The organism is Candidatus Methylomirabilota bacterium (assembly GCA_036001065.1).
Taxonomy (GTDB): Bacteria; Methylomirabilota; Methylomirabilia; order Rokubacteriales; family CSP1-6; genus MNEF01.
The window spans coordinates 1-26,459 of sequence record DASYUQ010000098.1; the positions used below are offsets into that span (position 1 = coordinate 1).

The window sequence follows — 26,459 nt, forward strand, 5'->3', positions numbered from 1 at the left end:
TACTACGAGGCCTGCCTGAGTGGCGATGATGCGTTTCGCCGGGAACGGTTCTTGAAGACGGGGAAGGGTAAACGCTTCTTGCGCAACCGCCTCGCGTCGTTCCTGGCCAGATTTAGTACCAACAAGTTGGAACGGCACTAGCTTAGTCGGAGGGGGCGACTCCACAGGCGCGCCCACAGGGCGCGACGGCCCCCTCCGAGGCCTCCCCCAGGAGGGATTGCGCGGGCGAAGCCCGCGCTCGAACGGTGGCTACTCCGACACGCTCCTGCGCGCCCCCGGCCGCCCGCGGCCATGTACACTCCAGGCTGTGGAGCTGGGGGAATTCGACTACGATCTTCCACCGCCGGCGATCGCGCAGGCGCCTGCCGAGTCCCGTGATGCGGCGCGCTTGCTGATGATCGACCGTGCGGGGCGGCGGTTCACCGACCACGTTTTCGCGGACCTGCCGGATCTCCTGTGGCCGGGCGACTGCGTGGTCGTGAACAACTCCCGGGTGATCCCGGCGCGCGTCCTGGCCCGGGACGCGGCCGGCCGCCCGGTCGAGCTGCTCTTCGCCGAGCCCGAGAGCGAGCGGCGCTGGCGCGCGCTCGTCCGCCCTGGCCGGCGCTGCCCCCCCGGGGCCGAGCTGGTCGCCGGGGACGAGCCGGGCTGTCGCCTGCGCGTCGTCGGCGTCGCCGACGACGGGCTGCGGATCGTCGAGCGCGCCGACGGCTCGATCGACGAGCTTCTCGACGCCTACGGGCTCCCGCCGTTGCCGACCTATATCGTCCGCCATGCCAAGCCGGACGCCGAGGACCGGGCGCGCTACCAGACGGTGTACGCGCGGCCGCCGGGGTCGATCGCCGCGCCCACGGCGGGGCTCCACTTCACGGCGGCCGTCCTCGATCGCCTGCGGCAGCGCCGGATCGAGGTCCACGAGCTCACCCTCCACGTGGGCCCCGCGACGTTTCGCCCTATCAAGACGAGGCGCGTGGAGGACCACGTCCTGCCGCCGGAGCGCGTGTCGATCGGGGCCGGCGTCGCCGAGGCCGTCAACACCGCCAAGGCCGAGGGCCGCCGGATCGTGGCGGTGGGCACGACGACGACCCGCGCGCTCGAAGGCGCCGCCGAGGCCCACGGCCGGGTGCGGCCGCGTGAGGGCGCGGTCGATCTGTACATCACCCCGGGCCACCCGTTCCGGGTGATCGACGCCCTGCTGACGAACTTCCACCTCCCGCGCTCGTCGCTGCTGGTCCTGGTCGCCGCCTTCGCGGGACGGGAGCTGATCATGGAGTCCTACCGGCATGCCATCGCCGCCGGCTATCGTTTCTACTCCTACGGCGACGCCACCCTGATGGTATGACGCCGTCCGTCTCGATCGCGGTGGCGTCTAGGAAGGCGGCGACCTGTTCGAGCGCGGGCTCTGCCCGCGCAAGCGAGCGTGGGGGAGGTTTCGGAGGGGGCCGTCGAGGCCCCCGCCGACTGGGCGACGCCACCCTGATGGTATGAACCGAGCAGCGGCACGGCCCAGGCGTGCGTCGGGGCCGGGCGGGGTCCGCCGACCCGTTCGCGCCGACGCCGATCGAGCGCAGCGCAGTGTATGGGAAACCGCCCCGCGTGACTGCGCGCCGGAGCGCGTGGTCGCCGGACCCCGCCCGGCCCCGACGAGGCGTGCACGGCCGTGACCTTTGAGATCCTGGCCACCGAGGGCGCCGCCCGCCGCGGCCGCCTCACCACGCTGCACGGCGTCGTGGACACGCCCGCCTTCATGCCTGTGGGCACGCGCGGCACCGTGAAGAGTCTCACCCCTGACGATCTGCGGGAGGCCGGCGCCCAGATCGTCCTCGCCAACACCTACCACCTGTTCCTCCGCCCGGGCCATCAGCTGGTCCGGGAGCTCGGCGGCCTGCATCGCTTCATGGCCTGGGACGGTCCGATCCTGACGGACTCCGGCGGCTTCCAGGTCTTCAGCCTCGCCAAGCTGCGAAAGATCACCGAGGCCGGCGTGGCGTTCCGGTCCGACGTGGACGGCTCCACCCACTTCCTCTCGCCCGAGCTGAGCATCGAGGTGCAGCAGGCGCTGGGCGCCGACATCATCCATCCGCTGGACGAGTGCCTGGCCTACCCGGCCACCCGCCAGGAAACCGAGCGCTCGCTGGCACTCACGCTCGGATGGGCGCGCCGCTCTCAGGCGGCCCGCGCCGGGGGAGCCCAGGCCCTCTTCGGCATCGTGCAGGGCGGTACGTGGCAGGATCTCCGTCGTCGCGCCGTCGAGGAGACGGTGTCGCTCGGCTTCGACGGCTACGCCATCGGCGGCATGGCGGTGGGCGAGCCGAAAGGGGCGATGTACGACCTCACCGAGCTCGTCGCCGGCCTGCTGCCGGCGCGCCAGCCGCGCTACCTCATGGGCGTCGGCAAGCCGGAGGATCTCGTCGAGGCGGTGGCGCGCGGCGTGGACCTGTTCGACTGCGTCCTGCCCACCCGCAACGCGCGCAACGGCCAGGCCTTCACCGGGGCGGGGCCGCTGACCATCAAGCAGGCGCAGTACACGCGCGATCCGCGTCCGCTCGATGAGGAGTGTGGGTGTTACGCCTGCCGCCGCTTCTCCCGGGCGTATGTCCGCCATCTCTTCGTTTCCGACGAGCTCCTGGCCTACCGGCTGTTGACGCTCCACAACCTGCACTTCTTCTTGGGGCTCGTGGCCGCGATGCGGACGGCGCTGGAAACGGACGCTTTCGCCCGATTCAAGGCTCGGTTTTTCGAGCGCTATCCTGTATCATTCCCGGACGTCTCGCTCGACGCTGAACGGAGGCCCGACCTTTCATGAATGTCGCCGATGCCGCCGAGCTCGCTTTCGCCTCGTTCGCCCCGCCGGGCGGCGGAGCCGGGACCGGCGCCTTCCTCACGCAGATCGTTTTCTTCGCGGCCATCTTCGCCATCTTCTACTTCCTGCTCATCCGGCCCCAGCAGCGGCAGCGCCGCGAGCGCGAGCGGCTGCTGGCCGCGCTCAAGAAGGGCGACCGCGTGGTGACGAGCAGCGGGCTGCACGGGACCATCACCGGGCTCACCGAGCACACGGCGACGCTGCGCGTCGCCGACCAGGTGAAGCTGGAGTTCGATCGGAGCGCCATCGCGCGGATCGTTGAGGGCCAGGCCGACCGCGATGCCTAGGCGCCTCTGGCTCCGCATCGCCATCGTGGCCGTCGTCGCTGCGGGCTCCCTCTGGTACCTCTACCCGCCGACGAAGACGATCAACCTCGGCCTCGATCTCCAGGGCGGGATCCACCTCGTCCTGGGCGTGGAGGCAGACACCGCGATCGCGAACCAGACCGACCGCGTCGCCGAGGCCTTCAAGACCTCGCTGGAGCAGAAGGGCATCGGCGTGACCCGCGTCGCCCGGGCGGGCGACGCGGCGATCGAGGTCCGGCTGGTCGCGCCCCAGACCTGGAACGACGCGCTCACGGTGGCCAACGAGTTCAGCGCCTACCAGCGGCGGGACGAGGACCAGGCCAACGGCCGCTTCCGGCTGGTGCTGAGCGCCGGCGAGGTCAGCCGGCTCCACGACCTGGCCGTGCGCCAGGCCGTCGAGACGATCCGTAACCGTGTGGACCAGTTCGGCGTCTCCGAGCCCACCATCACGCGCCAGGGCGAGGACCGCATCCTCATCCAGCTGCCGGGCATCCAGGATCCCGAGCGCGCCAAGGCGCTCATCGGCAAGACCGCGCTGCTGGAGTTCAGGCTCCTGGACGAGCGGACGTCGGTGGAAGACGCGCTGGCCGGGCGGCTGCCCGAGACGTCCGAGATCCTCTACCAGCGGCGGATCGACAAGGACACGAAGGCCGAGCGCAAGGTACCCTTCGTCGTCCAGAAGCGCACGCTGCTCACCGGCGCCGAGCTCAACCGCGCCGAGGTGCAGGCGGACCCGAACTCGACCGGCAACTGGCAGGTGGCGATCGAGTTCAACGCCACCGGCACCCGGATCTTCGGCGAGGTGACCGAGCAGAACGTGGGCAAGCACCTGGCCATCATCCTCGACGGCAACGTGTACTCGGCCCCGCGGATCAACGAGCGAATCCCCGGCGGGCGGGCGGTCATCACGGGCCAGTTCACCGTCGAGGAGGCGCGGGACCTCGCCATCGTGCTGCGGGCGGGCGCGCTGCCGGCGCCGGTGAAGATCCTCGAGGAGCGGACGGTGGGGCCCTCCCTCGGCGCCGACTCGATCCGCCAGGGGCTCACCGCCATCACGGCCTCGGCGGTGGTCGTCTTCGTCTTCATGCTGTTCTACTACCGCCTGTCGGGGCTGATCGCCGACGTGGCGCTGGGGCTGAACGTCCTCGTCCTGCTCGCCTGCATGGCGGCCTTCGGCGCGACGCTGACGCTGCCGGGCATCGCGGGGATCGCGCTGACGATCGGCATGGCGGTCGACACGAACATCCTGATCTTCGAGCGCATCCGGGAGGAGCTCCGGGTGGGCAAGCCGCCCCGCGCGGCGATCCAGGCGGGCTTCAGCCGCGCCTTCCGCACGATCATCGACACGCACGTCACGGTGCTGGTGACGGCGGCGATCCTCTACAACTTCGGCACGGGGCCGGTGAGAGGCTTCGCGGTCTCGCTCTTTGTCGGCCTGGCCGCCAGCCTCTTCACCGCGGTCTTCTTCACGCGCCTCCTCTTCGACCTGATCTATGTAGGTCGGCGGAGGCTCCAGGCGATCTCCATATGATCGAGCGGGTTGGTCGGAACCTGGTTCGAGCGCCGGCTCTGCCGGCGCAATCGATCCTGGGGGAGGCCTCGGAGGGGGCCGTAACGTCCGCCCCCTCCGACGAGATATGATCGAGCTCTTCCGCGTCCCCGATTACGACTTCATCGGCAAGCGCCGCTGGGCCTACCTGGTTTCGATCATCTTCATCGCCGTCGGGCTGACCTCCATGGCCGTCAAGGGCGGTCTCCGCTACGACATCGACTTCGCCGGGGGCACGCTGATCCAGGTGCGCTTCGCCGAGCCCCCGGCCATCGACAAGATCCGGACCAGCCTGAGCCGGATCGGGCTCGGCGAGAGCGTCATCCAACAGTTCGGCGACCCCCGGGAGTACATCGTGCGCATGCCGCTCGGCCCGAGCAGCCCCGAGGAGGTCGGGCGCCGGGTGCAGACCGCCCTGAGCGCCGACCCCGCCCTCGGCCCGCTCGAGGTCCGGCGGGTGGAGTTCGTAGGGCCCCAGGTGGGGCGCGATCTGCAGCTCCAGGCGATCTACGCCGTGCTGGCGGGGCTGGTCGGCATCCTCGTGTACATCGCGCTCAGGTTCGACCTCAAGGGCAGCGTGGCGGCAGTCGCCGCCGTCTTCCACGATGTCCTCGTCTCCCTGGGCGCGCTCTCGCTGACCGACCGCGACTTCTCTCTGCCCGTCCTGGCCGCCATCCTGACGATCATCGGCTACTCGGTGAACGACACGATCGTCGCCTATGACCGTCTGCGCGAGAACCGGGGCAAGCTGGCCCAGCAGAAGGGCCTGTCCTTCGCCCAGCAGATGAACAACGCCGTCAACCAGACGCTGTCGCGGACGGTCCTGACGGCGCTCACCGTCTTTTTCTCGACGGCGATCCTGCTCTTCTTCGGCGGGAAGGTGCTGGAGGATATGGCCTTTACGCTGTTCGTGGGCGTCGTCACGGGCACGTACTCGACGATCTACATCGCCGGCGCCCTCGTCGTCGAGTGGACACAGTACATGGAGGGGCGGCTCCGGCGGGCGAGAAAAGCCGTGGCCAAGGCCTGAGCCGCGTGTAGAATCATATGTTTAACCAGAGGTGTTTACGCGGTGACCCAACTGCAGGCCCTGCTGGAGGAGATTCCTAAGTACCAGCCAGGCGCGGACCTGGCGGTGCTGAACCGCGCCTACCACTTTTCCGAGGCTTTCCATCAGGGCCAGCAGCGCGCCTCCGGCGAGCCGTATCTGTCCCACCCCCTCGAGGTCGCCAGCCTCCTCGTCACCTTCAAGATGGACGTCACCACGGTCACCGCCGGCCTGCTCCATGACGTCCTGGAAGACACCCGGGCCACCAAGGGCGATCTCGAGCGCGAGTTCGGCAAGGAGATCGCCGAGCTGGTGGACGGGGTGACCAAGCTCAGCAAGCTCGCCTTCTCTTCGCGCGAGGAGCGCCAGGCCGAGAACTTCCGCAAGATGCTGGTGGCCATGGCCCGCGACCTGCGCGTGCTCATGATCAAGCTGGCCGACCGGCTGCACAACATGCGGACGCTGGACTACCTGCCGTCGGAGAGGGCCCGGAAGGTCGCCCAGGAGACCCTGGACATCTACGCGCCGCTGGCCCACCGGCTCGGCATGGCCAAGGTGAAGGCCGAGCTGGAGGACCTGGCGCTCCGCGCGCTCCACGCCGAAGCCTACGTCGATCTCCAGCGGCGCGTGGCCAAGCGCCGGCTGGAGCGCGAGGCGGAGATCAACCAGGCCATCACCATCCTCGAGAAGAAGCTGGCCGAGGTGAGCATCGAGGCCCAGATCCGGGGCCGCCCGAAGCACTTCTACTCCATCTGGAAGAAGATGCACGATCAGGGCCGCGAGTTCGACGAGATCTACGATCTGACGGCGGTTCGTGTGATCACCAACTCCGTCCGTGATTGTTATGGCGCGCTGGGCGTCATCCACTCGCTCTGGAAGCCCGTGCCCGGCCGGTTCAAGGACTTCATCGCGATGCCCAAGGTGAACATGTACCAGTCGCTCCACACGACCGTCATCGGCCCCAAGGGCGATCCGGTGGAGATCCAGATCCGCACCTGGGACATGCACCGGATCGCCGAGGAGGGCATCGCCGCCCACTGGCTCTACAAGGAGAAGAAGGCCGGGAAGGACAAGCTCGACGAGTCGCTGCTGTGGCTGCGGCAGCTCCTGGAGACCCAGCAGGACATGAAGGACCCGCGCGAGTTCCTGGACACCGTGCGGGTCGATCTGTTCCCCGACGAGGTCTACGTCTTCACCCCCAAGGGCGACGTCAAGGCGCTGCCCGAGAGCTCGACTCCCATCGACTTCGCCTACGCCGTGCACACCAAGGTCGGCGAGCACTGCGTGGGGGCGAAGGTGAACGGCAAGCTGGTGCCGCTCCGCACCACCCTCAAGCAGGGCGACATCGTCGAGATCATCACGTCGCCGAACCAGCATCCCAGCCGGGACTGGCTCCAGATCGTGAGGTCGAGCCGCGCCCGGTCGAAGGTCAACCAGTGGCTCAAGACCGAGGAGCGGACGCGCTCGATCGAGCTGGGGCGGGAGCTGCTGGAGCGGGAGGCCAAGAAATACCGGCTCAATCCCTCGACGCTGCTCGCCGGCGACGAGGCCAAGAAGATCGCCGCCGATCTCGGCCTGCCCGGCGTGGACGACATGCTGGCGTCCATCGGCTACGGCAAGACCTCGGTCCAGCAGATCCTCAACAAGCTCGCGCCCACGGCGGTGCTGGAGGCCCCCGACAAACCCAAGACGGCGACGACCCGGCCCAAGGCGGAGCAGGGTGTCCGCATCCGGGGCGTGGAGGACCTGCTCGTACGGTGGGCGAAGTGCTGCAACCCGCTGCCGGGCGACCAGATCGTCGGCTTCATCACCCGCGGCCGCGGCCTCACCGTCCACACGCGGGACTGCCTCACCGTGGCCAAGAGCGTGCTGGACCGGGAGCGATTGGTGAACGTCGAGTGGGACGTCGAGGAGCCCGCCAAGCGGCCCGTCCGCATCGCCGTCTACATCGGGCGGGACCGCCCGGGGCTGCTCTCGGAGATCACCGGCGCGATCTCGTCGAAGAACGGCAACATCACCAAGGCCGAGGTGATGGTCACCGACGACCGGCGCGGCATCAACAACTTCGTGGTCGAGGTCGCCGACCTCGAGCAGCTCCAGGGGATCATGGCGGCCATCCGCGCGGTGCCCGACGTCGTCAACGTCGAGCGGGTGCGGGGGCTCTAGCGTCGGAAGGGGCGGACGTTACGGCCCCCTCCGAGGCCTCCCCCCGAAAGGATTGCGCGGGCGAAGCTCGCGCGCGAAGCGGCTTCGCGGGTCTAGGCGGTAGACTCTCTCCTGGTGAACCGCGGATGACGAGGAAGCAATTCGAGGCGCTGGTGGAGCGGGCTCTGCGGCGCCTGCCCAGGAAGTTCAAGGACAAGCTGGCGAACGTCGCGATCGTCGTCGAGGACTGGGCGGACGACGAGACCCTCCGCGACGTCGGCATCGAGCCGCCCGACACCCTGTACGGGCTCTACCGCGGCGTCGATCTCACGCGCCGCGACTCCGCCTACGGCAACGTCCTGCCCGACACCATCACCATCTACCAGGGGCCGATCGAGGAGGACTGCGCCGACCACGAGGAGATGGGCGAGCTGGTCCGGGAGACCGTCATCCACGAGATCGGCCACTACTTCGGCCTCGACGACGAGACGATGCACCGGATCGAGGAGGACGAGAACTAGCCCCTCCGCCGCCCGGGCTCTTCCCTCGCCGTGTACGCTGGGAGATGAGGGTATTCCACCTCACGAGGTACCGGCATGCCGCAGGGTTCAACGACCTTTCACGAGTCCGAAGAGCGCCTCACACCCGCCACGCGCGACATGCACCGCGCGCTCGTCAGCCTGATGGAGGAGCTGGAAGCGATCGACTGGTATCAGCAGCGGATGGACGCGACGCAAGACGACGAGCTGCGCGACATCCTCCGCCACAACCGCGACGAAGAGCAGGAGCACGCCGTGATGGTGCTCGAGTGGATCCGCCGCCGTGATCCCGGCTTCGAGACGAGGCTCCGCGCGCATCTGTTCACCGAAGGCCCGATCGTGGGCCGGGAGGAGGCGGTCACCGACCGACGGCCGGCGGCCGGCAAGGGCGGGCTCGGCTCGCTCAGGGGGGTGCGATGATGGACAACCTCAGACGCGATTCGGCGCCTCTGTCCCCGCGGGCCTGGAAAGAGCTCGACGAAGCGGTGGCCCGGGCCGCTCGCCACGTGCTCACTGGCCGGCGCGTGGCGAGCTTCGACGGCCCCCGGGGATGGGATCACATGGCCACCCGGCTCGGCACCATGACCCCGTGCGCGACCCGGGAGGGCCAGGCCGTCGTCTGCGTGCCCGAGATGGCGCTCCTGGCCGAGATCCGGGCGGACTTCAGCCTGTCGTGGACCGCCGTGGAGGTCTTCGAGCGCGGCGCTCCGACGCTCGACACCTCCGCTGGCGAGGGCGCCGCGCGCGAAGTGGCGCTGGCGGAAGACCGCATCGTGCTCTACGGCGACCCCGTGGGGCACGGCTTCCTCGAGTCGGAGGGCTCCCCGAGCGTGACGGTGCAGGACTGGTCCAAGCCGGGCCAGGCGCTGAGCGACGTCCTGCGCGCCGTGGAAGCCCTGGACGGGCTCGGCATCAGCGGGGCCTACGAGCTGGTCCTCTCGCCCGCGCGGTATTACGCCTTCCTGCAGGGTGCCGAGGACGGAGGCTATCCCACGTCGCGCCACCTCAAGACGGTGATCGAGGGAGTGCACCGCTCCGCCGTCTTGAAGCAGGCGGGCGCCCTCTTCTCGACGCGCGGCGACGATTTCGTGATCACGGTGGGGGGCGACCTCTCGGTGGGCTATCGCGGGCACGATACCGCCGGCGTCCATCTCTTCTGCATCGAGACCGTCGCTTCGCAGGTGGTGACGCCCGAGGCCGTCTGTCTGCTGAAGACGTAGCCACGACGGCTCGTCCGTCGCGGTGTGGCGCCAAGGGAGTCGTCTTTCCAAGGGTCATCCAGGTCACTCCCCTGAACTGTTCTAGTTGCTACCCGTAAGTTTTCTCTTGACAGGTGGTTTCAATAGTTCTTAAGGTTTCAGCAGGCGCTGAAAGGCATGGAGCAAGCGAAAGATGCTCAAATCCGCAGAGATCCGGCGGCAGGCGGCCCAGCGGCTGCGGGATCTGTTCCCCCAGGCCAAGGGGTGGGAGGAAAGCGCCGACGTGGCGATCGGAGGCCAGAGTGCGGATTTGATGGTCAAATTCCGTCTGGGCGATCAGGAGCGCGTGCTCGTGCTTGAGGTCTGCTCCCTCGGGCAGCCGCGGCAGATCCGGGCCGCCGTGACGCGCCTCACCGAGATCCGACGCGAGATGCCCACGGCCTACCCGCTGGCGACGGCCGTCTACATTGGTCCCCAGAGCGCCCGGATCCTCAAGAGCAACGGCCTCGGCTATCTGGACCTGTCCGGCAACTGCTACCTCGCGCTCGAGAACGTCCTCATCGAGAAGGAGGGCAAGCGCAACGTGCGGCCCTCCACGCGTCCTCTGCGCTCGCTCTTCGCCCCGCGAGCGACCCGCGTGGTGCGCGCGCTCCTCGCCGAGCCCGGGCGGGTCTGGCGGCTCGAGGAGCTGTCCCGCGCGGCCGAGGTGAGCCTGGGCCACGCGCACAACGTCGTGAAGCGACTCGAGGAGCTGGCGTGGGTGGAGCGCGACGACCGCCAGCGGATCCGGCTCACCAAGCCCGCCGACCTGCTGGAGAACTGGGGCGAATCCTACACCTATCGCGACAACGAGATCCTCTCGTACCTCCTCCCCGAGCGCGTGACGCGCAAGTTCATGAGCGACCTGGCCCGGGCCGCGGAAACGGCGGGCCGGCGCTACGCCCTTACCCTGAACGCCGGCCTCTCGCTGGTCGCGCCCTACATGCGGATCCCGGCCGTGCACTGCTATCTCGAAGGCGACCCGGCCCCGGTCATCGCCGCGCTGGGGCTCCAGCCCACGACGGAGACCGAGGCCACGCTGCATCTCCTCGCGCCCTACGATCCGGGCGTCTTCTACGGCGCGCTCGAAAAGGGTGGCTTGAAGGTCGTGTGCCTACCCCAGCTCTACGTCGATCTCCTGCGCTACGAGCGCAAGGGGGCCGAGCAGGCCGAACATCTACGCCGCGAGGCGATGGGCTACTGAGGAGCCCTGAAGGGAGGTGAGCTCATCCATGAAGAAAAAGGCGACGAAGAAAAAGAAGAAGTAGCGCCGCGTCAGCAGTGGACGCGTCCCTAGAGAGGAGGTGAGACGGTAGATGGCCAAGAAGAAGAAGTCGGCCAAGAAGAAGAAGTAGCACCCGCTTCACGGGTGGGGGGTGGCGGCCTCCCACCTTGCAACCAGCCGGGAGGGGGCGATGCCCCCTCCCGTTGTGCTCATGTGCTTAAATGACCTTCGTGACCTTGCCCGCCTTGAGGCAGCGGGTGCAGACCCGGACGCGCTGCGCCCTGCCCGCGACGAGGGCTCGCATCGCGACGAGATTCGGCAGCCAGCGCCGCTTGGTGAGCTTGTGCGCGTGACTGATCTTGTGACCGACCGAGGGCCCTTTCCCGCAGATGTCGCAACGCCGAGCCATGCCTGCTCCTTCGGGTCTGAATGGGGTCGTCCGGGACGGACACTCCTTATAGCACAGCGGGGCGCATGAGGCAAAAAGGGGGCGCCCCGGGCCTCGCCACGCCGCTGCAGTACCTGAAGGGGGTCGGGCCCCAGCGCGCCGCCTTGCTCGCCAAGAAGGGGCTCACCACCATCGAGGACGCGCTCTTCTTCGTGCCCCTGCGTCACGAGGATCGGACGCGGCTGACACCCTTCCAGAGGCTGCAGCCGGGCCAGACGCATACCTGCTCGGGCGTCATCGTCGGCCTGAGCCCGCCCCCGCCCGGGCGCTCGCGCGTCCCCTTCTCCGCGATGCTCCGCGACGAGAGCGGCTACGCCACCGCGAGCTGGTTCGGCGCGCGCTACCTCTCGCGCGTGCTCGAGCGGGGCCAGCGTCTCGTGCTCCACGGCAAGGTGGCGCGCTTCAAGGGAGCCATCGTGCTGCAGCACCCGGACTTCGAGATCGTGGAGTCGGACGGGGACGACCGGCTCCACACTGGCCGCCTCGTCCCCGTCTACTCAACGACGGAAGGGCTCACGCAGCGCCCGCTGCGCCGGCTGATGTGGAACATCGTCGAGGGCTTCGTCGGGGACGTGCCCGAGATCCTCCCCGAGGCGGTGCGACGGCGGCGCGGCCTCGTCCCGCTCGCCACCGCGCTCCGGGACGCGCACTTCCCGGCGACGGAGGCGGCGCAGGCGGCCGCCCGGCGCCGCCTGGCCTTCGACGAATTCCTCTTCCTCCAGCTCGGGCTCGCGATCCTGAGATCGCGGACGACGCGCGCCCAGGGCATCGCCCTGAACCCCCGCGGCCAGGTGGTGGCGGGGCTGCGGGCGGCGCTGCCCTACACGCTCACGGGGGCCCAGGAGCGCGTGTGGGACGAGATCCGGAAGGACATGGCCGCGCCCTTCCCGATGCACCGCCTGCTCCAGGGCGACGTCGGCTCCGGCAAGACGATCATCGCCGCCCACGCGGTGCTCACCGCCGTGGAGGCGGGCTACCAGGCGGCGGTGATGGCGCCCACGGAAATCCTGGCCGAGCAGCACTTCATGACCTTCCGGCAGCTCCTGGAGCCGCTCGAGGTCTCGGTGACGCTGCTCACCTCGGCGCTCACGTCCCGCGAGCGCGCGCGCCGGCGCACGGCGGTGGCCGCCGGGGAGATCGCGTGCGTGGTGGGCACGCACGCCCTCGTGCAGGCGGGCGTGGAGTTCCGGCGGCTGGGCCTGGCGGTGGTGGACGAGCAGCACCGGTTCGGGGTGGCCCAGCGCGCGCGCCTCAAGGCCAAGGGCGAGCACCCCGACATGCTGGTGATGACGGCCACGCCCATTCCCCGCACCCTGGCCTTGACCCTCTATGGCGATCTGGACGTGAGCGTGCTCGACGAGCTGCCGCCGGGCCGGCGTCCGGTCAAGACCGTGGCCCGCACCGAGACCAAGCGCCCGGAGATCTACGCGTTCCTGCGCGAGCAGGTGCGCGAGGGGCGACAGGTCTACGTGGTGTATCCCCTCGTGGAGGAGTCGGAGGCCGTCGACCTCAAGGCCGCCACCGACATGGCCCGCCACCTGGCCCGGGACGTCTTTCCCGATCTCACCGTGGGGCTCCTGCACGGGCGGCTCGGGTTCGACGAGAAGGACGCGATCATGCGGCGCTTCAAGGCCCGCGAGATCCAGATCCTGGTCTCGACCACCGTCATCGAGGTGGGCATCGACGTGCCCAACGCCTCCGTGATTCTCGTGGAGCACGCCGAACGCTTCGGCCTCTCCCAGCTCCACCAGCTGCGCGGGCGCGTCGGCCGCGGGCCGTGGAAGTCGTACTGCATCCTGCTCCACGCCGGCCATCTCACCGAGGAGGCGCGGCGGCGCATCGAGGCGCTGGTCGAGACGAACGACGGCTTTCGCATCGCCGACGTGGACCTCGAGCTGCGCGGGCCTGGCGAGTTCTTCGGCACGCGGCAGTCGGGGCTGCCGGCGTTCCGCGTCGCCGATCTGCTGCGCGACGCGCCCCTCCTGGAGGAGGCGCGGAGCGAGGCCCAGGCCATCATCGCCGCCGATTCCGAGCTGCGCGATCCGGCCCACCGGCCGCTGCGCGAGGGCTTGCTGGCGCGCTGGCGCGGCAAGCTCGGCCTGGCCTCGGTGGGCTGACGTGCGCGTCTCGTCCTGGGCGCGACAGGGGGTCCTGTCGGGTTCGCGCCCCCCATGCGTCCGCGCCGTCGGCGGCTGGCGTTGCGGGCGTGGCGAATCGACCCGCCGTGTCCGGCTTGATTTCATCTACGCCCGGGCGCGCGGGGCCACGGCGCGGGTCGCATGGGAAGCACTCACCCGCCACCCCCTGTCGCGCCCGATCGAGCAGCGCAGGTCAGCCGACCGCCGGGCGGGCGGGCTGCCGGCACCGGCGCGATGAGGATCCTCGCCGGAGCGCTCAAGGGCCGGCGGCTCGTCACGCCGCGCGGTCCGTTAACGCGCCCGACCACCGACCAGGTCCGGCTCGCCCTCCTGGATGCGCTGGCCCCCTGGCTCGAGGGCGCCCGCGTGCTCGACCTCTTCGCGGGGGCGGGCGGCGTGGGCCTGGAGGCGCTCTCGCGGGGCGCGGCCCACGCCACGTTCGTGGAGCGCGACGCTCGGGCGGTGGCGGCGCTCCGCCGGAACATCGCGGCGCTCGCGCTGGAGGGCTGCGGGCGCGTGCTCCGGGAGGACGCCCTTCGCGCCCTCGAGCGGCTGGCCGGCGAGGGAGAGCGGTTCCAGATCGCCTTCCTCGACCCTCCCTACGAGACCGACCTGACGGCCGCCGCGCTGGCGGCGCTGGGCGTCGGCCAGGTGACGGGGCCGGCCGCCGTCGTCGTGGCCCAGCATCGAACCAAGCAGCCGCCGGCCCCGGAGATCGGCGTCCTCCGCGCGTATCGGACGCGGCGATTCGGGGAGACAACCTTGACTTTCTTTCGAGCCGGAGGGTAGCTTTAAGATCTTCGCAGGCGAGCCTGGTGGAGCGAGGTGAAGGTGGCCAAACGCGTGGTCTATCCCGGTATGTTCGATCCGGTGCACAACGGCCACATCGACGTCATCCAGCGCAGCCTGCGCATCTTCGACGAGCTGATCGTCGCCGTCGTCGCCAACCCGTCGAAGCAGCCCCTCTTCTCGGTGCACGAGCGGCTGGAGATGATCGACGAGGCGACATCGGATCTGAAGAACAACTTCCGCATCGTGGCCTTCGACGGCCTACTCATCGACCTGGTCGCCCGCGAGCGCGCGGACTGCATCGTGCGCGGCATCCGCGCCGTCTCGGACTTCGAGTACGAATTCCAGATGGCCCTCATGAACCGCAAGCTGTCGAGCACCGTCGAGACCGTGTTCCTCATGCCCCACGAGAAGTACACCTACATCTCCTCGCGGCTCATCAAGGAGGTCGCCGGCTACGGCGCGTCGGTGGCCGGGCTGGTCCCGCCGGTCGTGGAGAAGCGCCTGGCGGAGAAGTTCCCGCCGAAGTCGCCGGCCTGAGTCGGCGGAGGAGCTCGGACCCGTGCTAGCGGACCGCATGAAGAACCTTGCCCCGTCGTCGACCCTGGCCGTGCAGGCCAAGGCCAAGGAGCTGCGGGCGCGCGGCGTGAACGTAATCTCCTTCGGCGCCGGCGAGCCCGACTTCGATACCCCCGAGCGCATCAAGCAGGCCGCGATTCAGGCGATAGAGCGGGGCCACACCAAGTACACGGAGGTCGGCGGCATCCCCGAGCTGAGGGCGGCGGTGTGCACCAAGTTCAAACGCGACAACGGCCTCGACTACGAGCCCGCCGACGTCCTGGTCTCCGTCGGCGCCAAGCACACGCTCTTCAACATGGCGGTGGCCCTTCTGAACCCGGGCGACGAGGTGCTGATCCCGAGCCCGTTCTGGGTGTCGTATCCCGAGCAGGTGCAGCTCGTCGGGAGCGTGCCGGTGGCGGTGCCCACGGAGGAGCGGACGGGCTTCGATCTGGATCCCGAGCGGTTGCGGGCGGCGGTGACGCCGCGGACCAAGGTCGTCATCCTGAACAGCCCCAACAATCCGACCGGCGCGGTCTTCTCGGCGCGGGCGCTCGAAGCCGTCGCCCGGCTGGCCCTCGAGCGGAGGCTCTGGGTGGTCTCGGACGAGTGCTACGAGGCGCTCACTTTCGAGGGCCATCACGTGTCGATCGCCCAGCTCGACCGCGACGTCAAGGCGCGAACCCTGGTGGTCAACACGTGCTCCAAGGCGTACGCGATGACCGGCTGGCGCATCGGCTACGCCGCCGGACCCCGCGAGCTGATCCGGGCGATGACGGACGTCCAGAGCCAGGTGACCTCCAACCCGTCGTCGGTCGCCCAGTGGGCGGCTGTGGAGGCGTTGGCCGGACCTCAGGATGAGATCGCCAAGATGACGGCGGAGTTCGATCGCCGGCGGCGGATCATCGTCGACGGCCTCCGGGCCCTGCCGGGCGTCGGCTGCGCCACGCCCCAGGGCGCGTTCTACGCCTTTGCCAACGTGTCGGGACTGTTCGGCCGGCGCCTGCCGGGCAGCGGCAAGGCGCTGGCGGGCTCGGTGGACGTGACCGAGTTCCTCCTCGAGCACGCCCAGGTGGCCGTCGTCCCCGGCGTGGATTTCGGCTCGGACGCTCACGTCCGCCTGTCGTACGCGACGAGCGCCGAGCTGATCCGTGAGGGCCTCGCGCGCATGCACGACGCCATCAGCAAGCTCGGGTGAGACCGGGCGCCTCACGGTGACTGCGTCCCAGCTCGCGGTGGCCGTCGAGCATGCGCTGGGCGCGCGCGTGACCATGGTCATCGGCGAGAGCGACGCGGGGAAGACCACGCTGGTGACCGCGCTGGCCGGGGCGCTGGCCGCCCGCGGGCTCGCGGTGGGGGTCGTGGACGCCGACCTCGGACAGTCGGAGATCGGGCCACCCACCACGATCGGCCTCGGGCGCGTGCGGGGGCCGCTGGCACGGCTCGCCGACGCTGAGGTGGTGGCGCTGCAGTTCGTCGGGGCCACGTCGCCGGCGGGAAATCTGCCGGCCACCCTGGCCGGGATCCGGAAGATGCTCGAGCGTGCCCGCGCGGCGGGCCTGGACCGCGTTCTGATCGATACGACCGGGCTCGTCGCCGGCGAGCTCGGGCGTGTCCTGAAGCAGGCCAAGATCGAGCTCGCCGACCCCGATCTGGTAGTGTGTCTGGAGCGGGCGGGGGAGTGCGAGCACATCGTGCGACCTTACCCACCATTGGCGCGCCCGGCCGTGCTCCGCCTCCCGGTCCCGGGCGCGGCGCGCAGCCGCGGGCCGGAGGAGCGCCGCCGCTACCGGCAGGGACGGCTCCAGGCGTATTTTGCGTCGGCGCGCCCGGTGACGCTCGACCTCGAGCGGATCGTTCTCCGTGGTTCCGGGGGCGAGGAGGTGGCGAACGCGGAGGCTACCGGCTTCGACTCGGTCCTGGCCGGGCTCGAGGATCGGGCGCGCGAAACGCTCGGCTTGGCCGTGGTGCGCCGGATCGACGCCGAGAAGGGCACCCTGCACGTCGACACGCCCGTGCCCGAGGAGCGGATCGCGGTGGTGAGGATCGGACGGGAGACGTATCCGGAGTGAACGGCGAGCGGGCCGGCACCGCAGGTGCCGGCCCGCCGGGATTGTCTACTTGGTGCCCCCGCCGCTCGGTGACTGGGAGGGCGGGCTCGACGGCGTGCTCGGGGTCGGCGACTGCGGGGGCGGGGGCGCCGTCTGAGGTGACGCCGAGGGCGTCCGCTCGCCGGGCCCTTCGCCCACCCGATCACTCCTCGATTCAGTGCATCCCGCGAGGAGTGAGGCTCCCAGCGTGAGCGCACAGAGGCCTGTGAGCAATCTTTTCATCGCGGTCCTCCTCTTTTTGGTCGTGAATGGACCCAGGGAGGCTGCGTGCAATGGGAATGCCACGGACGCCGGCTTGACAGGGTGGGCAGCATCTCTAACACTAGAGCGCCCTCACCACAGTGACGCGTTCAAGGAGAGTCGCGGATGAAAATCGAAGGCGCACAGGACATCCCGGCGCCCCGGCAGAAGGTCTGGGACGCCTTCCTCGACCCCGAGCAGCTGCGTCAGGCGATTCCGGGGTGCGAGAAGCTGGAGGCCTTGGGCAACGACGAGTTCCGGGCGGTCATGAAAGTCGGTGTCGCGGCTGTGAAGGGGACGTTCGAAGGCAAGGTGAAGCTCAGCGAGAAGGACCCGCCGACCTCGTACCGGATGGCGGTCGAGGGCAGTGGCGGCCCTGGCTTCGTGCGCGGCGAGACGGTGATCACCCTCAGCGACATCGATGGCGGCACGCGGGTCGCCTACGTCGCCGAGGTGCACGTGGGCGGCCTCATCGCCGGGGTCGGCCAGCGGATGCTGGGCGGCGTGTCGAAGATGATGGCCGACCAGTTCTTCAACCGCATGAGCCAGCTGCTGCAGGCCGGATCATGAAGGCGGCGTTCTTCAAGGAGCACGGCGGCGCCGAGAAGATCCTCTACGACGACTACCGCGATCCGGCGCCGGAGGCCACGGAGGTCGTGGTGCGCGTCCGGGCCTGCGCCCTCAACCAGGTGGACATGCTGCTGCTCGACGGGCGGTTCCCGCCGCCCGAAGGCCTGCCCCACGTCAACGGCTGCGAGGTGACGGGCACGGTGGAGGCGATCGGCGCCGCGGCGAGCGGCCTCAGCCGGGGCCAGCGCATCATCATCTTCCCCGGCTTCTCCTGTGAACAGTGCGAGTACTGTCTACGCGGCCAGCGCACGGTGTGCATGCGCTATGGCTACCTCGGCGCCCACAAGGACGGCGGCTACGCCGAGCTGGTCAAGGCGCCGGCGGCGAACATCCTGCCGCTGCCCGACGCGATCTCGTTCGAGGCGGGCGCGGCGCTGCCGCTGGCGATGCTGACGTCGTGGCATGCGCTGGTAGCTCAGGCGGAGGTGCGGCCGGGCCAGACGGTCCTGGTGCAGGCGGCGGGCAGCGGCGTCGGCAGCGCCGCCATCCAGATCGCGCGCCTGTGCGGGGCCCGGGTCATGACGACGGTGGGGAGCGACGACAAGATCGAGTTCGCGCGCTCTCTGGGCGCCGAGCACGTCGTGAACTACCGCAGGCAGGACTTCGTGGACGAGGCCAAGAAGTGGACGGCCAAGCGTGGCGTGGACGTCGTGGTGGAGCACATCGGCGGCGACACCTTCGAGCGCTCCGTCTATGCTCTGACCCGGCTCGGCCAGCTCGTCACCATCGGCTCCCACGACACCCACTGGGGACGCGTCGACCTGCGTCACCTCTATTCGAAGAACCTCCGGATCATCGGGACGAACCTCGGAACGATCCTGGAGCTCCGAACGATCCTCGATCATGTCGTGCAGGGCCGTCTCCGGCCAGTGATCGACCGCGCCTTTCCACTCAAGGAGACGCGGGCGGCCGTGCAGTACGTCCTCGACCGCAGGAACAAGGGCAAGGTGCTGCTGCTCCCGTGACGCTCGCCGGCCTGCTCGCGCGCGCCGCCCTCCGTCGCCCTCAAGCGCCGCGGCGCATCGTCTTCGTCGAAGACATCCCGAAGACCGCGTCCGGCAAGATCCTGCGCCGGCTCCTCCGCGAGGGTGGTAGTGCGCAGCCGCAGGGCGGCCGCGGCGCCGGTGGCGACGCGCGTCCGAGGCGCGCCTGAGTGAATCGGGCGCAGCCGCAGGGCGGCCGGGGCGCCGGAGGCGACGCGCGTCCGAGGCGCGCCTGAGTGAATCGGGCGCAGCCGCAGGGCGGCCGGGGCGCCGGAGGCGACGCGCGCCCGAGGCGCGCCTGAGTGAGCAGTGCGCAGCCGCAGGGCGCCCCGACGATCGAGCGAATGGAGATGAGGTGATGAGCGAGTTCCTGAGAGTGGAGCGAAAGCCGCCGGTCGCGACCGTGTGGATCGACCGCCAGGCCAAGATGAACACGATGACCGTGGCCATGCGCCACGAGTTCCCCGGCATCTTCGCGGACCTGGAGGCCGACGACGCGATCCGGGTCATCGTGATGCGGGGGGCCGGCGGCAAGGCGTTCAGCGCCGGCGGCGACGTGGCGGAGTTCCTCACGCTGGCCCCCGCGGACCTCGAGCAGTGGGGCGACTCCCTCACCTCCGCCGAGCGCTGCCGGAAGCCCGTCATCGCCGCCATCGACGGGTATACGATGGGGGCCGGCCTCGAGCTGGCGCTGGCCTGCGATTTCCGCGTGGCAACGGTGCGCTCGGAGTTCGCGTTTCCGGAGGTGCGGCTCGGCATGATCCCGGGCAGCGGCGGCACCCAGCGGGCGATGCGCCTGATCGGCATCACCCGCGCCAAGCTCTTCATGATGACCGGCCAGCGGATCCCCGCCGCCCGCGCGGAGGCGTGGGGGCTCATCACCCAGGCGGTGCCCGACGATCGGCTCGACGAGGTCGTGGGGGCGCTCGCCCAGGAGCTGGCCGAGCGCGCGCCGCTGGCGCTCCGGACGCTGAAGATGGTGCTCAACCGGGGCGTGGAGGCGCCGCTGGAGACGGCGCTCGAGCTGGAGCGCAAGGCGTACGCGTGGCTGCGCTCCACTCACGACTACGAGGAAGGCGTGAAGTCGTTCCTGGAGAAGCGGCCGCCGAAGTACACGGGGAGATGACGTCATGACGCGCTCGCCCTTCGGCCTGACCCTCACCAATCGCGCGGTCGTCCTCGGCGCCATCAAGGCCCGCGACCTCCTCGATCTCAGCGTGACCGCCGAGGCCTCCGAGGCGTTCGACGCCGTGTGGGTCGGCGACAGCCTGCTGGCCAAGCCGCGCCTGGAGTCCGTTACGCTCCTCTCCGCGCTGGCCGGCGTGACCACGAAGCTCCGGCTCGGCGTGGGCTGCCTGGCCACCTTCGTCCACCGCCATCCGGTGATGTTCGCGCACCAGTGGGCGAGCCTCGACGTGCTCTCGGGCGGCCGGGCCTGGCTGGCCGTCTGCCTGGGCGGCCCCGACGAGCAGAGCGCCGCCCAGGGGCTCGAGCACGCGGTGATGGGTGTCCGGTCCAGCGAGCGCGTCGACAGGCTCGAGGAAGGCATAGAGATACTAAAAATGCTCTTCCACGAAAAGAACGTCTCCCACCAGGGCCGCTTCTACCGGTTCGAGGGCGTGACGCTCCAGCCCCGGCCCGTCCAGAACCCGTGCCCGATCTGGATCGCCAGCAACCCGACGGGGCTCACCTGGAAGGGCGGGGCCAGCGCTCCGGCCGCCGCCGTCGAACGAAGCTTCCGCCGCGTCGCCCGTTACGCCGACGGCTGGATGACCAACAAGCTGAGCCCGGACGAGTTCCGCCGGCAGTGGGCGTGGATCACCGCGCTGGCCCGCGAGGAGGGACGCGATCCGGCGACGCTGGGCAGCGCGCTCTACCACAACATCAACATCAACGAGGACCGGCGAGCGGCGCTCGAGGAGTCGAAGAAGTTCCTCGACACCTACTACACTTCGAACTTCAGCGCCGCCTTCGTCGAGGGCTGGACGGTGGCCGGTCCTCCCCGGCAGTGCAGCGCCGAGCTTCGCGCCTACCTCGACGCGGGCCTCGGACACATCGCGCTGCGGCTCACGTCGTGGGACCAGCAGGGCCAGCTCAAGCGGTTCCTTAACGACGTCGCACCCGCGTTCAGGTAGTGCGAGCCGCAGGCCGGCCGGGGGCTGGGGCCCCCGCGTCCGAGGCGAGCCTAAGATGGAGAGCGCGACATGCTCAAGGGCATCGACCACCTCGTGATCGTCGTCCCCGACCTGGCGAGCGCCAGCAAGAGCTACCAGGCCCTGGGCTTCACGGTCGTGCCGGGCGGGCGCCACCCGGTGGGCACCCACAACGCGCTCATCGCCTTCGGCGACGGCGCCTACATCGAGCTGATCGCCTTCTATGAGCGGAATCCCGAGCACAAGTGGTGGATGCCGCTCCAGCGCGGCGGCGGGCTGGTGGACTTCTGCATGCAGACCGACGACCTGCCGGGCGACACCGCGGCCTTCCGGCGGGCGGGCGTGGAGATCGACGATCCCTCCCCGCTGTCGCGCGTGCGCCCGGACGGCTATCAGCTCAAGTGGGTGCTGTCGATCCCGCGCGGCCCCCAGCGGGGGGTGGCGCCGTTCCTCATCCAGGACCAGACGCCGCGCGAGGAGCGCATTCCTCGCGCGCACGACCACGCCAACGGCGTGACGGGCATCGGCACGCTGACGATAGCCGTCGACGACGTCGCCCGGGTGGGGCAGTGGTACGCCAAGGTGCTGGGAGCGCCGGGACGGAAGATCGTCAGCGAGGAGCTGGAGGCCGTCGGCGAGCGCTTCGTCGTCGGCCCCCACGTGCTCGATGTCCTGAGGCCCGACGCCCCCTCGAGCCCGCTCCGTCCCTGGCTCGGCGCCCGTGGCAGCTCGCCCTACGCCGCAAGTCTCAGAGCCCCCCGGACCGGGCGCGGCCTGCTCGACGAGCGCCAGACGCTCGGCGCCCGACTGTCGCTGGTGTGAGAGGAGAATCTTCGATGAAGACGCTCGTGGCCCTGATCCTGACCCTGGTCGTGGGCGTGACCGCCGCCCGGGCGCAGCAGCCCGTCACGCTCGCATTCGCCACGCTGGATGCCGGCAGCGCCTGGTACGTCTACGGCGCGACCATCGCGGACCTCCTGCGCCGGACCCTGCCGGCCGGCTCCAACATCGACGTCAAGCCGTTCGCCGGCGGCGTGGGCAACGCCAAGCTGGTGGCCAAGAACGAGACGCCGCTCGCGCTCTCGTTCACCGTCACCAACCGCTGGGCGTTCGAGGGCAAGGAGGCGTACGACACCAAGCTCGACGGCCTGCGCGCGCTGGTCGGGGGGCTCGACACCTACTACCTGGTGGCCGTCACCGCCAAGAGGCTCAACGTCAACTCGCTCCGGGAGATCAAGGACCGGAAGCTGCCCGTCAAGATCTTCACCCAGCCGGTGGGGGCGCTGGGCGAGTTCGGCGGTCGCCAGCTCCTGCGCGCCTACGGGATCTCCTACGCTGACATCCGGAGCTGGGGCGGGTCGACGACTCACGTCGGCTACAACATCATCGTGGACGCGTTCAAGGACGGCCGGGCCGACCTGCTACTGGCGGTGGTGACGCCGAAGCACCCCTCGGTCTCGGAGATCGCGACGTTCTCCGACGTGAAGTTCCTGGGGCTCGATCCGGACGTCATCAAGGGTCTGGCCCCGCTCGGCTACGCCCTGGCGACGATGCCGGCCAACACGTTCAAGAACCAGCCGGAGCCCGTCGGCACCGTCGGGTTCCCCACCGTGGTCATCACCAACAAGGACCTGCCGGAGCCCGTCGCCTACGCGGTGACGAAGACGATCATCGAGAACAAGGACGCGCTGGTGCGCGGCCACGCGGGGCTCACCGCCTTCGACCCGGCGACGGCGTGGCAGCCCGAGAAGGTCGGGATCCCCCTCCATCCCGGCGCCGAGCGCGCCTACCGCGAGAAGGGGTGGATGAAATAGCGGCCGACTGGATCCTCGTCAACGGCCGCATCCTCACCCTCGATCCCCGGCGCCCGAGCGTCTCGGCGCTCGCCGTCGGCGGCAAGCGCGTCGCCGCCTGGGGCGCGCGCGCCGATGTGCGGGCCTGGCGCGACCGCCGCACCCGCATCGTCGATCTCGCCGGCGCCACGGTGGTGCCTGGCCTCGTCGACGCCCACGCCCACCTCGACCGCGAGGGCCTCAAGTACCTCTATCCCTCGCTCGCCCCCTGCCGCTCGATCGCGGAGATCCAGCGTCTGATCGCACGGCTGGCCGCCCGGTGCCCCCAGGGCGAGTGGATCGTGACCATGCCGGTGGGGACGCCGCCGTTCTACCTGGACGCGCCGGGCGGCCTCCGCGACAAGCGCTGGCCGACGCGCGCGGACCTCGACGCCGCCGTCCCCGACCATCCCGTCTACCTCCGCGGCATCTGGGGCTACTGGAACAAACCGCCCGTTCATTCGATCGCCAACAGCCGGGCGTTGGCCCAAGCCGGGATCACGCGCGAGACCGTGCCGCCCAAGGGCATCGAGATCCTGAAGGACGCGGCGGGCGAGCCCACCGGCGTCCTCGTCGAGCACAACGCGATCCAGGTGATCGAGTTCACGCTGATGAAGGCGGCCCCGCGCTTCACGCACCAGGACCGCGTCCGCGCGCTGACCGAGTCGCAGCGGCGCTACGCCGCCCGCGGCGTCACCGCCGTGTACGAAGGCCACGGCGTGGCGCCCGAGGTGCTGCGCGCCTACCGGGAGACGCACGAGCGCGGCGCGCTCGGCCTCCGGTGCTTGCTGGCGCTGAGCCCGACCTGGGAAGCGGCCGACGCCGCGCAGGCCATCCCGGAGCTCGCGGCCTGGGCCGGCGGCCGTGGTGTCGGCGACGAGCGGCTGCGGATCGCCGGGATCTGCCTACACTACGGCGGCGACCCCGAGGTCGCGCGCATCCTGCACGCCGGTCAGCCCTACACCGCGTGGGCGGGGTTCGTCGAGAGCGACAACTCGCCGGAGGCGTACCGGGCGCAGGCCGAGCTGGCGGCGCGTCACGGGCTCCGCGTCAGCACGCTGATCACGCGCAGTCTGCCCGAGGTGCTCGCGATCTGGGAATCGATAGCCCGGACGACGCCCATCCGGCACCTGCGCTGGGTCGCCGTCCATCTCAACACCGCCAGCCAGCACCAGCTCGCGCGCCTGCGCCGGCTCGGCGCCGTGGTCACCACCAACCCCATCAGCTACCTCTGGCGCTCGGCGGCCGAGGAGGTGCGCCGGGCGGGCGGTGCCGCCGAGACGCTGCTGCCCCACCGCAGCCTGCTCCGCCACGGCATCGCGTTCGGGCTCGCCACGGACAACAAGCCGGCCGATCCCTGGTTGGCCTTCGCTGCTGTCGTCGGCCGGCACGACATGACCTCGGGGGAGGTGCTCGGCCGGGGCGAGCGGCTCACCCGCATGCAGGCCCTCCGCGCCCTGACGGTCGGTGGGGCGTGGGTGACGTTCGCCGAGGCCGAGCGCGGCACGCTGGCGCCGGGCCGGATGGCCGACCTGGCCGTGCTCGATCGGGATCCGCTCGCGCTGCCGCTCGAGGAGATGGCGTCGCTCTCGTGCCGGCTGACGATGGTCGGCGGGCGCGTCGTCCACGGCGATGTCTAGGGCGCGCTTCGGGCTCGCCGTCGCCTGGTCCCTCTTCCAGCTTTACACCGCCTACGCCGGGATGTTCGACCTCCTCATTCAGCTCCCGGCCCACGTGGCGTTCGCGACCGCGCTCGGCTTCCTCACCCCGCCCTCCGGCGGCCGCTCGGGGCCGTGGCGCCGCGGGCTCGACGCGCTCGGCGCGCTCCTGGCCCTGGCCTGCGGCGCGCACTACGTCGCCCACAACGCGCGCCTGGTGAGCCGGATGGCGCTGGTGGACGATCCGTGGACGATCGACGTGGTGGTGGGCGTGCTGTTCGCGGCGCTCCTGCTGGAGGCTTCACGGCGGCACATCGGGGGCGCGCTCGTCGGCCTGGCGCTGGCCTTCCTGGTGTACGCGTTCGCGGGGCCCTGGCTGCCCAGCTTCCTCTCCCACGGCGGCGTGCGCGCGCTCCAGCTCATCGACCAGCAGATGCTCACCACTGGCGGCGTCTTCGGGATTCCCACGCTGGTCTCGGCGACCTACATCTACCTCTTCGTCCTCTTCGGGGCGGTCATGGCCAGCGGCGGCCTGCTCCAGTTCTTCACCGATCTCGGCCTGGCCGTGGCCGGCTCCACCCGGGGAGGGGCGGGGAAGGTCGCCGTGATCTCGAGCGGCCTCTTCGGCACCGTCAACGGCAGCGCCATCGCCAACGCGGTGACGACGGGCAGCCTCACGATCCCGCTCATGACGCGCGCGGGCTATCGCCCGGCCTTCGCGGCCGGCGTGGAGGCGACGGCGTCGATGGGCGGCCAGCTCATCCCGCCGGTGATGGGCGCCGCGGCCTTCATCATGGCCGAGACGCTCGGCGTGCCCTATGCGACCATCGCGCTCTCCGCGGCGATTCCCGGGGTGCTCTACTTCGTGGCGGTGGGCGTCATGGTGCACTTCGAGGCGGCCCGCCAGGGGCTGCCCGTCCTGCCGCGGGCCGCGCTGCCGCGGCTGGGCACGGTGCTCAGGCGCGACGCCCACCTCCTGGCCGGCCCGGCCCTGCTCGTGTATTTCATCGCCGAGGGGCGCTCGCCGCTCTTCGCCGGCTTCTGGGCGCTGGTCGTCGCGCTCGTGGCGAGCCTCCTCCGCCGCCAGACACGGATCGGCCCTCGGCGGGCGCTGGGCGTCCTCGTCGACAGCGCCCAGAACGCGCTGCCGGTCGCACTGGCGTGCGCCACCGTCGGCATCGTGGTGGGCGTCGTCTCGCTGACGGGTCTGGGACTGAAGCTCGCCAGCGGTATCGTCGGGATGGCGCAGGGCAACCTGTTCGCGACGCTGGTGCTGACGATGATCGCGGCGCTGGTGCTGGGCACCGGGCTGCCGACCTCGGCCACCTACATCATCACGTCCATCATGGCGGCGCCGGCGCTCGTCCAGCTCGGGGTGCCCAAGCTGGTCGCCCACATGTTCGTCTTCTACTTCGGGATCCTGGCCGACCTCACCCCGCCCACGGCGATCTCGACGTACGCCACCTCGTCCATCGCCGGGGCGGACGTGTGGCAGACGCAGTGGAAGGCGATGATGCTGGCCCTGTCGGGCTTCATCATCCCCTTCAGCTTCGCCTACGATCCCGCGTTGCTGCTGATCGACGCCACCGTCCTCCACGTGGTCTGGCGGACGGGCGCCGCCACGCTGGGCATCGTCATGCTCGGCGCCGGCCTCATCGGATATCTCCTGGCGCCCACGCGCCGGTGGGAACGTGCGGTGCTGCTGGCCGGGGCCTTCCTCCTGATCTTCCCGGGAGCGGTCAGCGACCTGCTGGGCGCCGCCGGCTTCGCCCTGGTGATGATCTCGCAGCGGCTGGCGCGGAGCGCGACGGCGCCGGCGCTCCGCTAGTGCCGTTCCAACTTGTTGATACTAAATCTGTCCACGAACGACGTACACGGTGCCTTCCTAGGCGCGAATGGTTGGAACGGCACTAGAATGTGGCGGTGAGGTCGATGGCCACGTGGTCCTCCTCCTGGTGCTGGCGGTCGTGCGCATCGACGTAGTCGGGCGCTGATTATAGAAGCGAG

General features: G+C 70.2%; 25 protein-coding genes. 24 read left to right on the forward strand and 1 reads right to left on the reverse strand.

Annotated features, from left to right (window positions below):
* Positions 1-265: 265 nt before the first annotated feature.
* From queA to VGV13_08990, 10 genes are all read left to right on the forward strand, one after another.
* A complete protein-coding gene (gene queA, locus VGV13_08945) occupies positions 266-1,342 on the forward strand; it encodes a tRNA preQ1(34) S-adenosylmethionine ribosyltransferase-isomerase QueA (GenBank protein ID HEV8641208.1) in 1,077 nt (358 codons plus the stop codon).
* Positions 1,343-1,660: 318 nt separating this feature from the next.
* Entirely contained in the window at positions 1,661-2,806 is a 1,146-nt protein-coding gene (tgt, locus tag VGV13_08950; protein HEV8641209.1) for a tRNA guanosine(34) transglycosylase Tgt, read from the forward strand.
* Positions 2,803-3,150: a preprotein translocase subunit YajC gene (gene yajC, locus VGV13_08955; GenBank protein ID HEV8641210.1), complete on the forward strand. Its 348-nt coding sequence runs from the start codon at positions 2,803-2,805 to the stop codon at positions 3,148-3,150. The genes tgt and yajC overlap by 4 nt, the downstream gene beginning before the upstream one ends.
* The gene (gene secD / locus VGV13_08960) at positions 3,143-4,699 is read left to right on the forward strand and encodes a protein translocase subunit SecD (GenBank protein ID HEV8641211.1); all 1,557 of its coding nucleotides are present in this window, start codon (positions 3,143-3,145) and stop codon (positions 4,697-4,699) included. The genes yajC and secD overlap by 8 nt, the downstream gene beginning before the upstream one ends.
* Before the next feature lie 106 nt (positions 4,700-4,805).
* Positions 4,806-5,747, forward strand: coding sequence for a protein translocase subunit SecF (gene secF / locus VGV13_08965; GenBank protein ID HEV8641212.1), 942 nt, complete (start codon positions 4,806-4,808; stop codon positions 5,745-5,747).
* Between the two features lie 42 nt (positions 5,748-5,789).
* Positions 5,790-7,931: a bifunctional (p)ppGpp synthetase/guanosine-3',5'-bis(diphosphate) 3'-pyrophosphohydrolase gene (locus VGV13_08970; GenBank protein ID HEV8641213.1), complete on the forward strand. Its 2,142-nt coding sequence runs from the start codon at positions 5,790-5,792 to the stop codon at positions 7,929-7,931.
* Between the two features lie 125 nt (positions 7,932-8,056).
* A complete protein-coding gene (locus VGV13_08975; GenBank protein HEV8641214.1) occupies positions 8,057-8,431 on the forward strand; it encodes a metallopeptidase family protein in 375 nt (124 codons plus the stop codon).
* A gap of 75 nt (positions 8,432-8,506) precedes the next feature.
* Positions 8,507-8,869 carry a ferritin-like domain-containing protein gene (locus VGV13_08980; GenBank protein ID HEV8641215.1) on the forward strand — a complete coding sequence of 121 codons (363 nt, stop codon included), beginning with the start codon at positions 8,507-8,509 and terminating at the stop codon, positions 8,867-8,869.
* The gene (locus VGV13_08985; protein HEV8641216.1) at positions 8,866-9,669 is read left to right on the forward strand and encodes a family 1 encapsulin nanocompartment shell protein; all 804 of its coding nucleotides are present in this window, start codon (positions 8,866-8,868) and stop codon (positions 9,667-9,669) included. Before VGV13_08980 ends, VGV13_08985 begins: the two co-directional genes overlap by 4 nt.
* A gap of 172 nt (positions 9,670-9,841) precedes the next feature.
* Positions 9,842-10,891, forward strand: coding sequence for a type IV toxin-antitoxin system AbiEi family antitoxin (locus VGV13_08990; protein ID HEV8641217.1), 1,050 nt, complete (start codon positions 9,842-9,844; stop codon positions 10,889-10,891).
* 238 nt (positions 10,892-11,129) lie between these two features.
* Here VGV13_08990 and rpmB read toward each other — a convergent pair whose 3' ends face one another.
* Complete coding sequence (rpmB, locus tag VGV13_08995; GenBank protein ID HEV8641218.1) at positions 11,130-11,321, reverse strand: 50S ribosomal protein L28; 192 nt, start codon at positions 11,319-11,321, stop codon at positions 11,130-11,132.
* Positions 11,322-11,386: 65 nt separating this feature from the next.
* On the opposite strand from rpmB, the gene recG reads away from it, so the two are divergent.
* From recG to VGV13_09065, 14 genes are all read left to right on the forward strand, one after another.
* On the forward strand, positions 11,387-13,477 hold the full coding sequence (gene recG / locus VGV13_09000) for an ATP-dependent DNA helicase RecG (GenBank protein HEV8641219.1): 2,091 nt from the start codon (positions 11,387-11,389) through the stop codon (positions 13,475-13,477).
* 255 nt (positions 13,478-13,732) lie between these two features.
* Entirely contained in the window at positions 13,733-14,287 is a 555-nt protein-coding gene (gene rsmD, locus VGV13_09005; protein HEV8641220.1) for a 16S rRNA (guanine(966)-N(2))-methyltransferase RsmD, read from the forward strand.
* Between the two features lie 42 nt (positions 14,288-14,329).
* Positions 14,330-14,827 carry a pantetheine-phosphate adenylyltransferase gene (coaD, locus tag VGV13_09010; GenBank protein HEV8641221.1) on the forward strand — a complete coding sequence of 166 codons (498 nt, stop codon included), beginning with the start codon at positions 14,330-14,332 and terminating at the stop codon, positions 14,825-14,827.
* 22 nt (positions 14,828-14,849) lie between these two features.
* On the forward strand, positions 14,850-16,043 hold the full coding sequence (locus tag VGV13_09015; protein ID HEV8641222.1) for a pyridoxal phosphate-dependent aminotransferase: 1,194 nt from the start codon (positions 14,850-14,852) through the stop codon (positions 16,041-16,043).
* A 16-nt stretch (positions 16,044-16,059) separates the two neighbouring features.
* The gene (locus VGV13_09020) at positions 16,060-16,917 is read left to right on the forward strand and encodes a Clp1/GlmU family protein (protein HEV8641223.1); all 858 of its coding nucleotides are present in this window, start codon (positions 16,060-16,062) and stop codon (positions 16,915-16,917) included.
* A gap of 405 nt (positions 16,918-17,322) precedes the next feature.
* Entirely contained in the window at positions 17,323-17,766 is a 444-nt protein-coding gene (locus tag VGV13_09025; protein ID HEV8641224.1) for a carbon monoxide dehydrogenase subunit G, read from the forward strand.
* Positions 17,763-18,791, forward strand: a complete 1,029-nt coding sequence (locus VGV13_09030; GenBank protein ID HEV8641225.1) for a zinc-binding dehydrogenase — start codon at positions 17,763-17,765, stop codon at positions 18,789-18,791. Before VGV13_09025 ends, VGV13_09030 begins: the two co-directional genes overlap by 4 nt.
* Positions 18,788-18,979: a hypothetical protein gene (locus VGV13_09035; GenBank protein HEV8641226.1), complete on the forward strand. Its 192-nt coding sequence runs from the start codon at positions 18,788-18,790 to the stop codon at positions 18,977-18,979. Before VGV13_09030 ends, VGV13_09035 begins: the two co-directional genes overlap by 4 nt.
* Positions 18,980-19,167: 188 nt before the next feature.
* Entirely contained in the window at positions 19,168-19,935 is a 768-nt protein-coding gene (locus tag VGV13_09040) for an enoyl-CoA hydratase/isomerase family protein (protein ID HEV8641227.1), read from the forward strand.
* A 4-nt stretch (positions 19,936-19,939) separates the two neighbouring features.
* The gene (locus VGV13_09045; GenBank protein HEV8641228.1) at positions 19,940-20,944 is read left to right on the forward strand and encodes an LLM class flavin-dependent oxidoreductase; all 1,005 of its coding nucleotides are present in this window, start codon (positions 19,940-19,942) and stop codon (positions 20,942-20,944) included.
* Between the two features lie 69 nt (positions 20,945-21,013).
* Positions 21,014-21,784, forward strand: coding sequence for a VOC family protein (locus VGV13_09050; protein HEV8641229.1), 771 nt, complete (start codon positions 21,014-21,016; stop codon positions 21,782-21,784).
* Between the two features lie 14 nt (positions 21,785-21,798).
* Positions 21,799-22,776 carry a TAXI family TRAP transporter solute-binding subunit gene (locus VGV13_09055; protein HEV8641230.1) on the forward strand — a complete coding sequence of 326 codons (978 nt, stop codon included), beginning with the start codon at positions 21,799-21,801 and terminating at the stop codon, positions 22,774-22,776.
* Positions 22,764-24,434, forward strand: a complete 1,671-nt coding sequence (locus VGV13_09060; GenBank protein HEV8641231.1) for an amidohydrolase — start codon at positions 22,764-22,766, stop codon at positions 24,432-24,434. Before VGV13_09055 ends, VGV13_09060 begins: the two co-directional genes overlap by 13 nt.
* Positions 24,427-26,280: a TRAP transporter permease gene (locus VGV13_09065; protein ID HEV8641232.1), complete on the forward strand. Its 1,854-nt coding sequence runs from the start codon at positions 24,427-24,429 to the stop codon at positions 26,278-26,280. Before VGV13_09060 ends, VGV13_09065 begins: the two co-directional genes overlap by 8 nt.
* Positions 26,281-26,459: the final 179 nt, after the last annotated feature.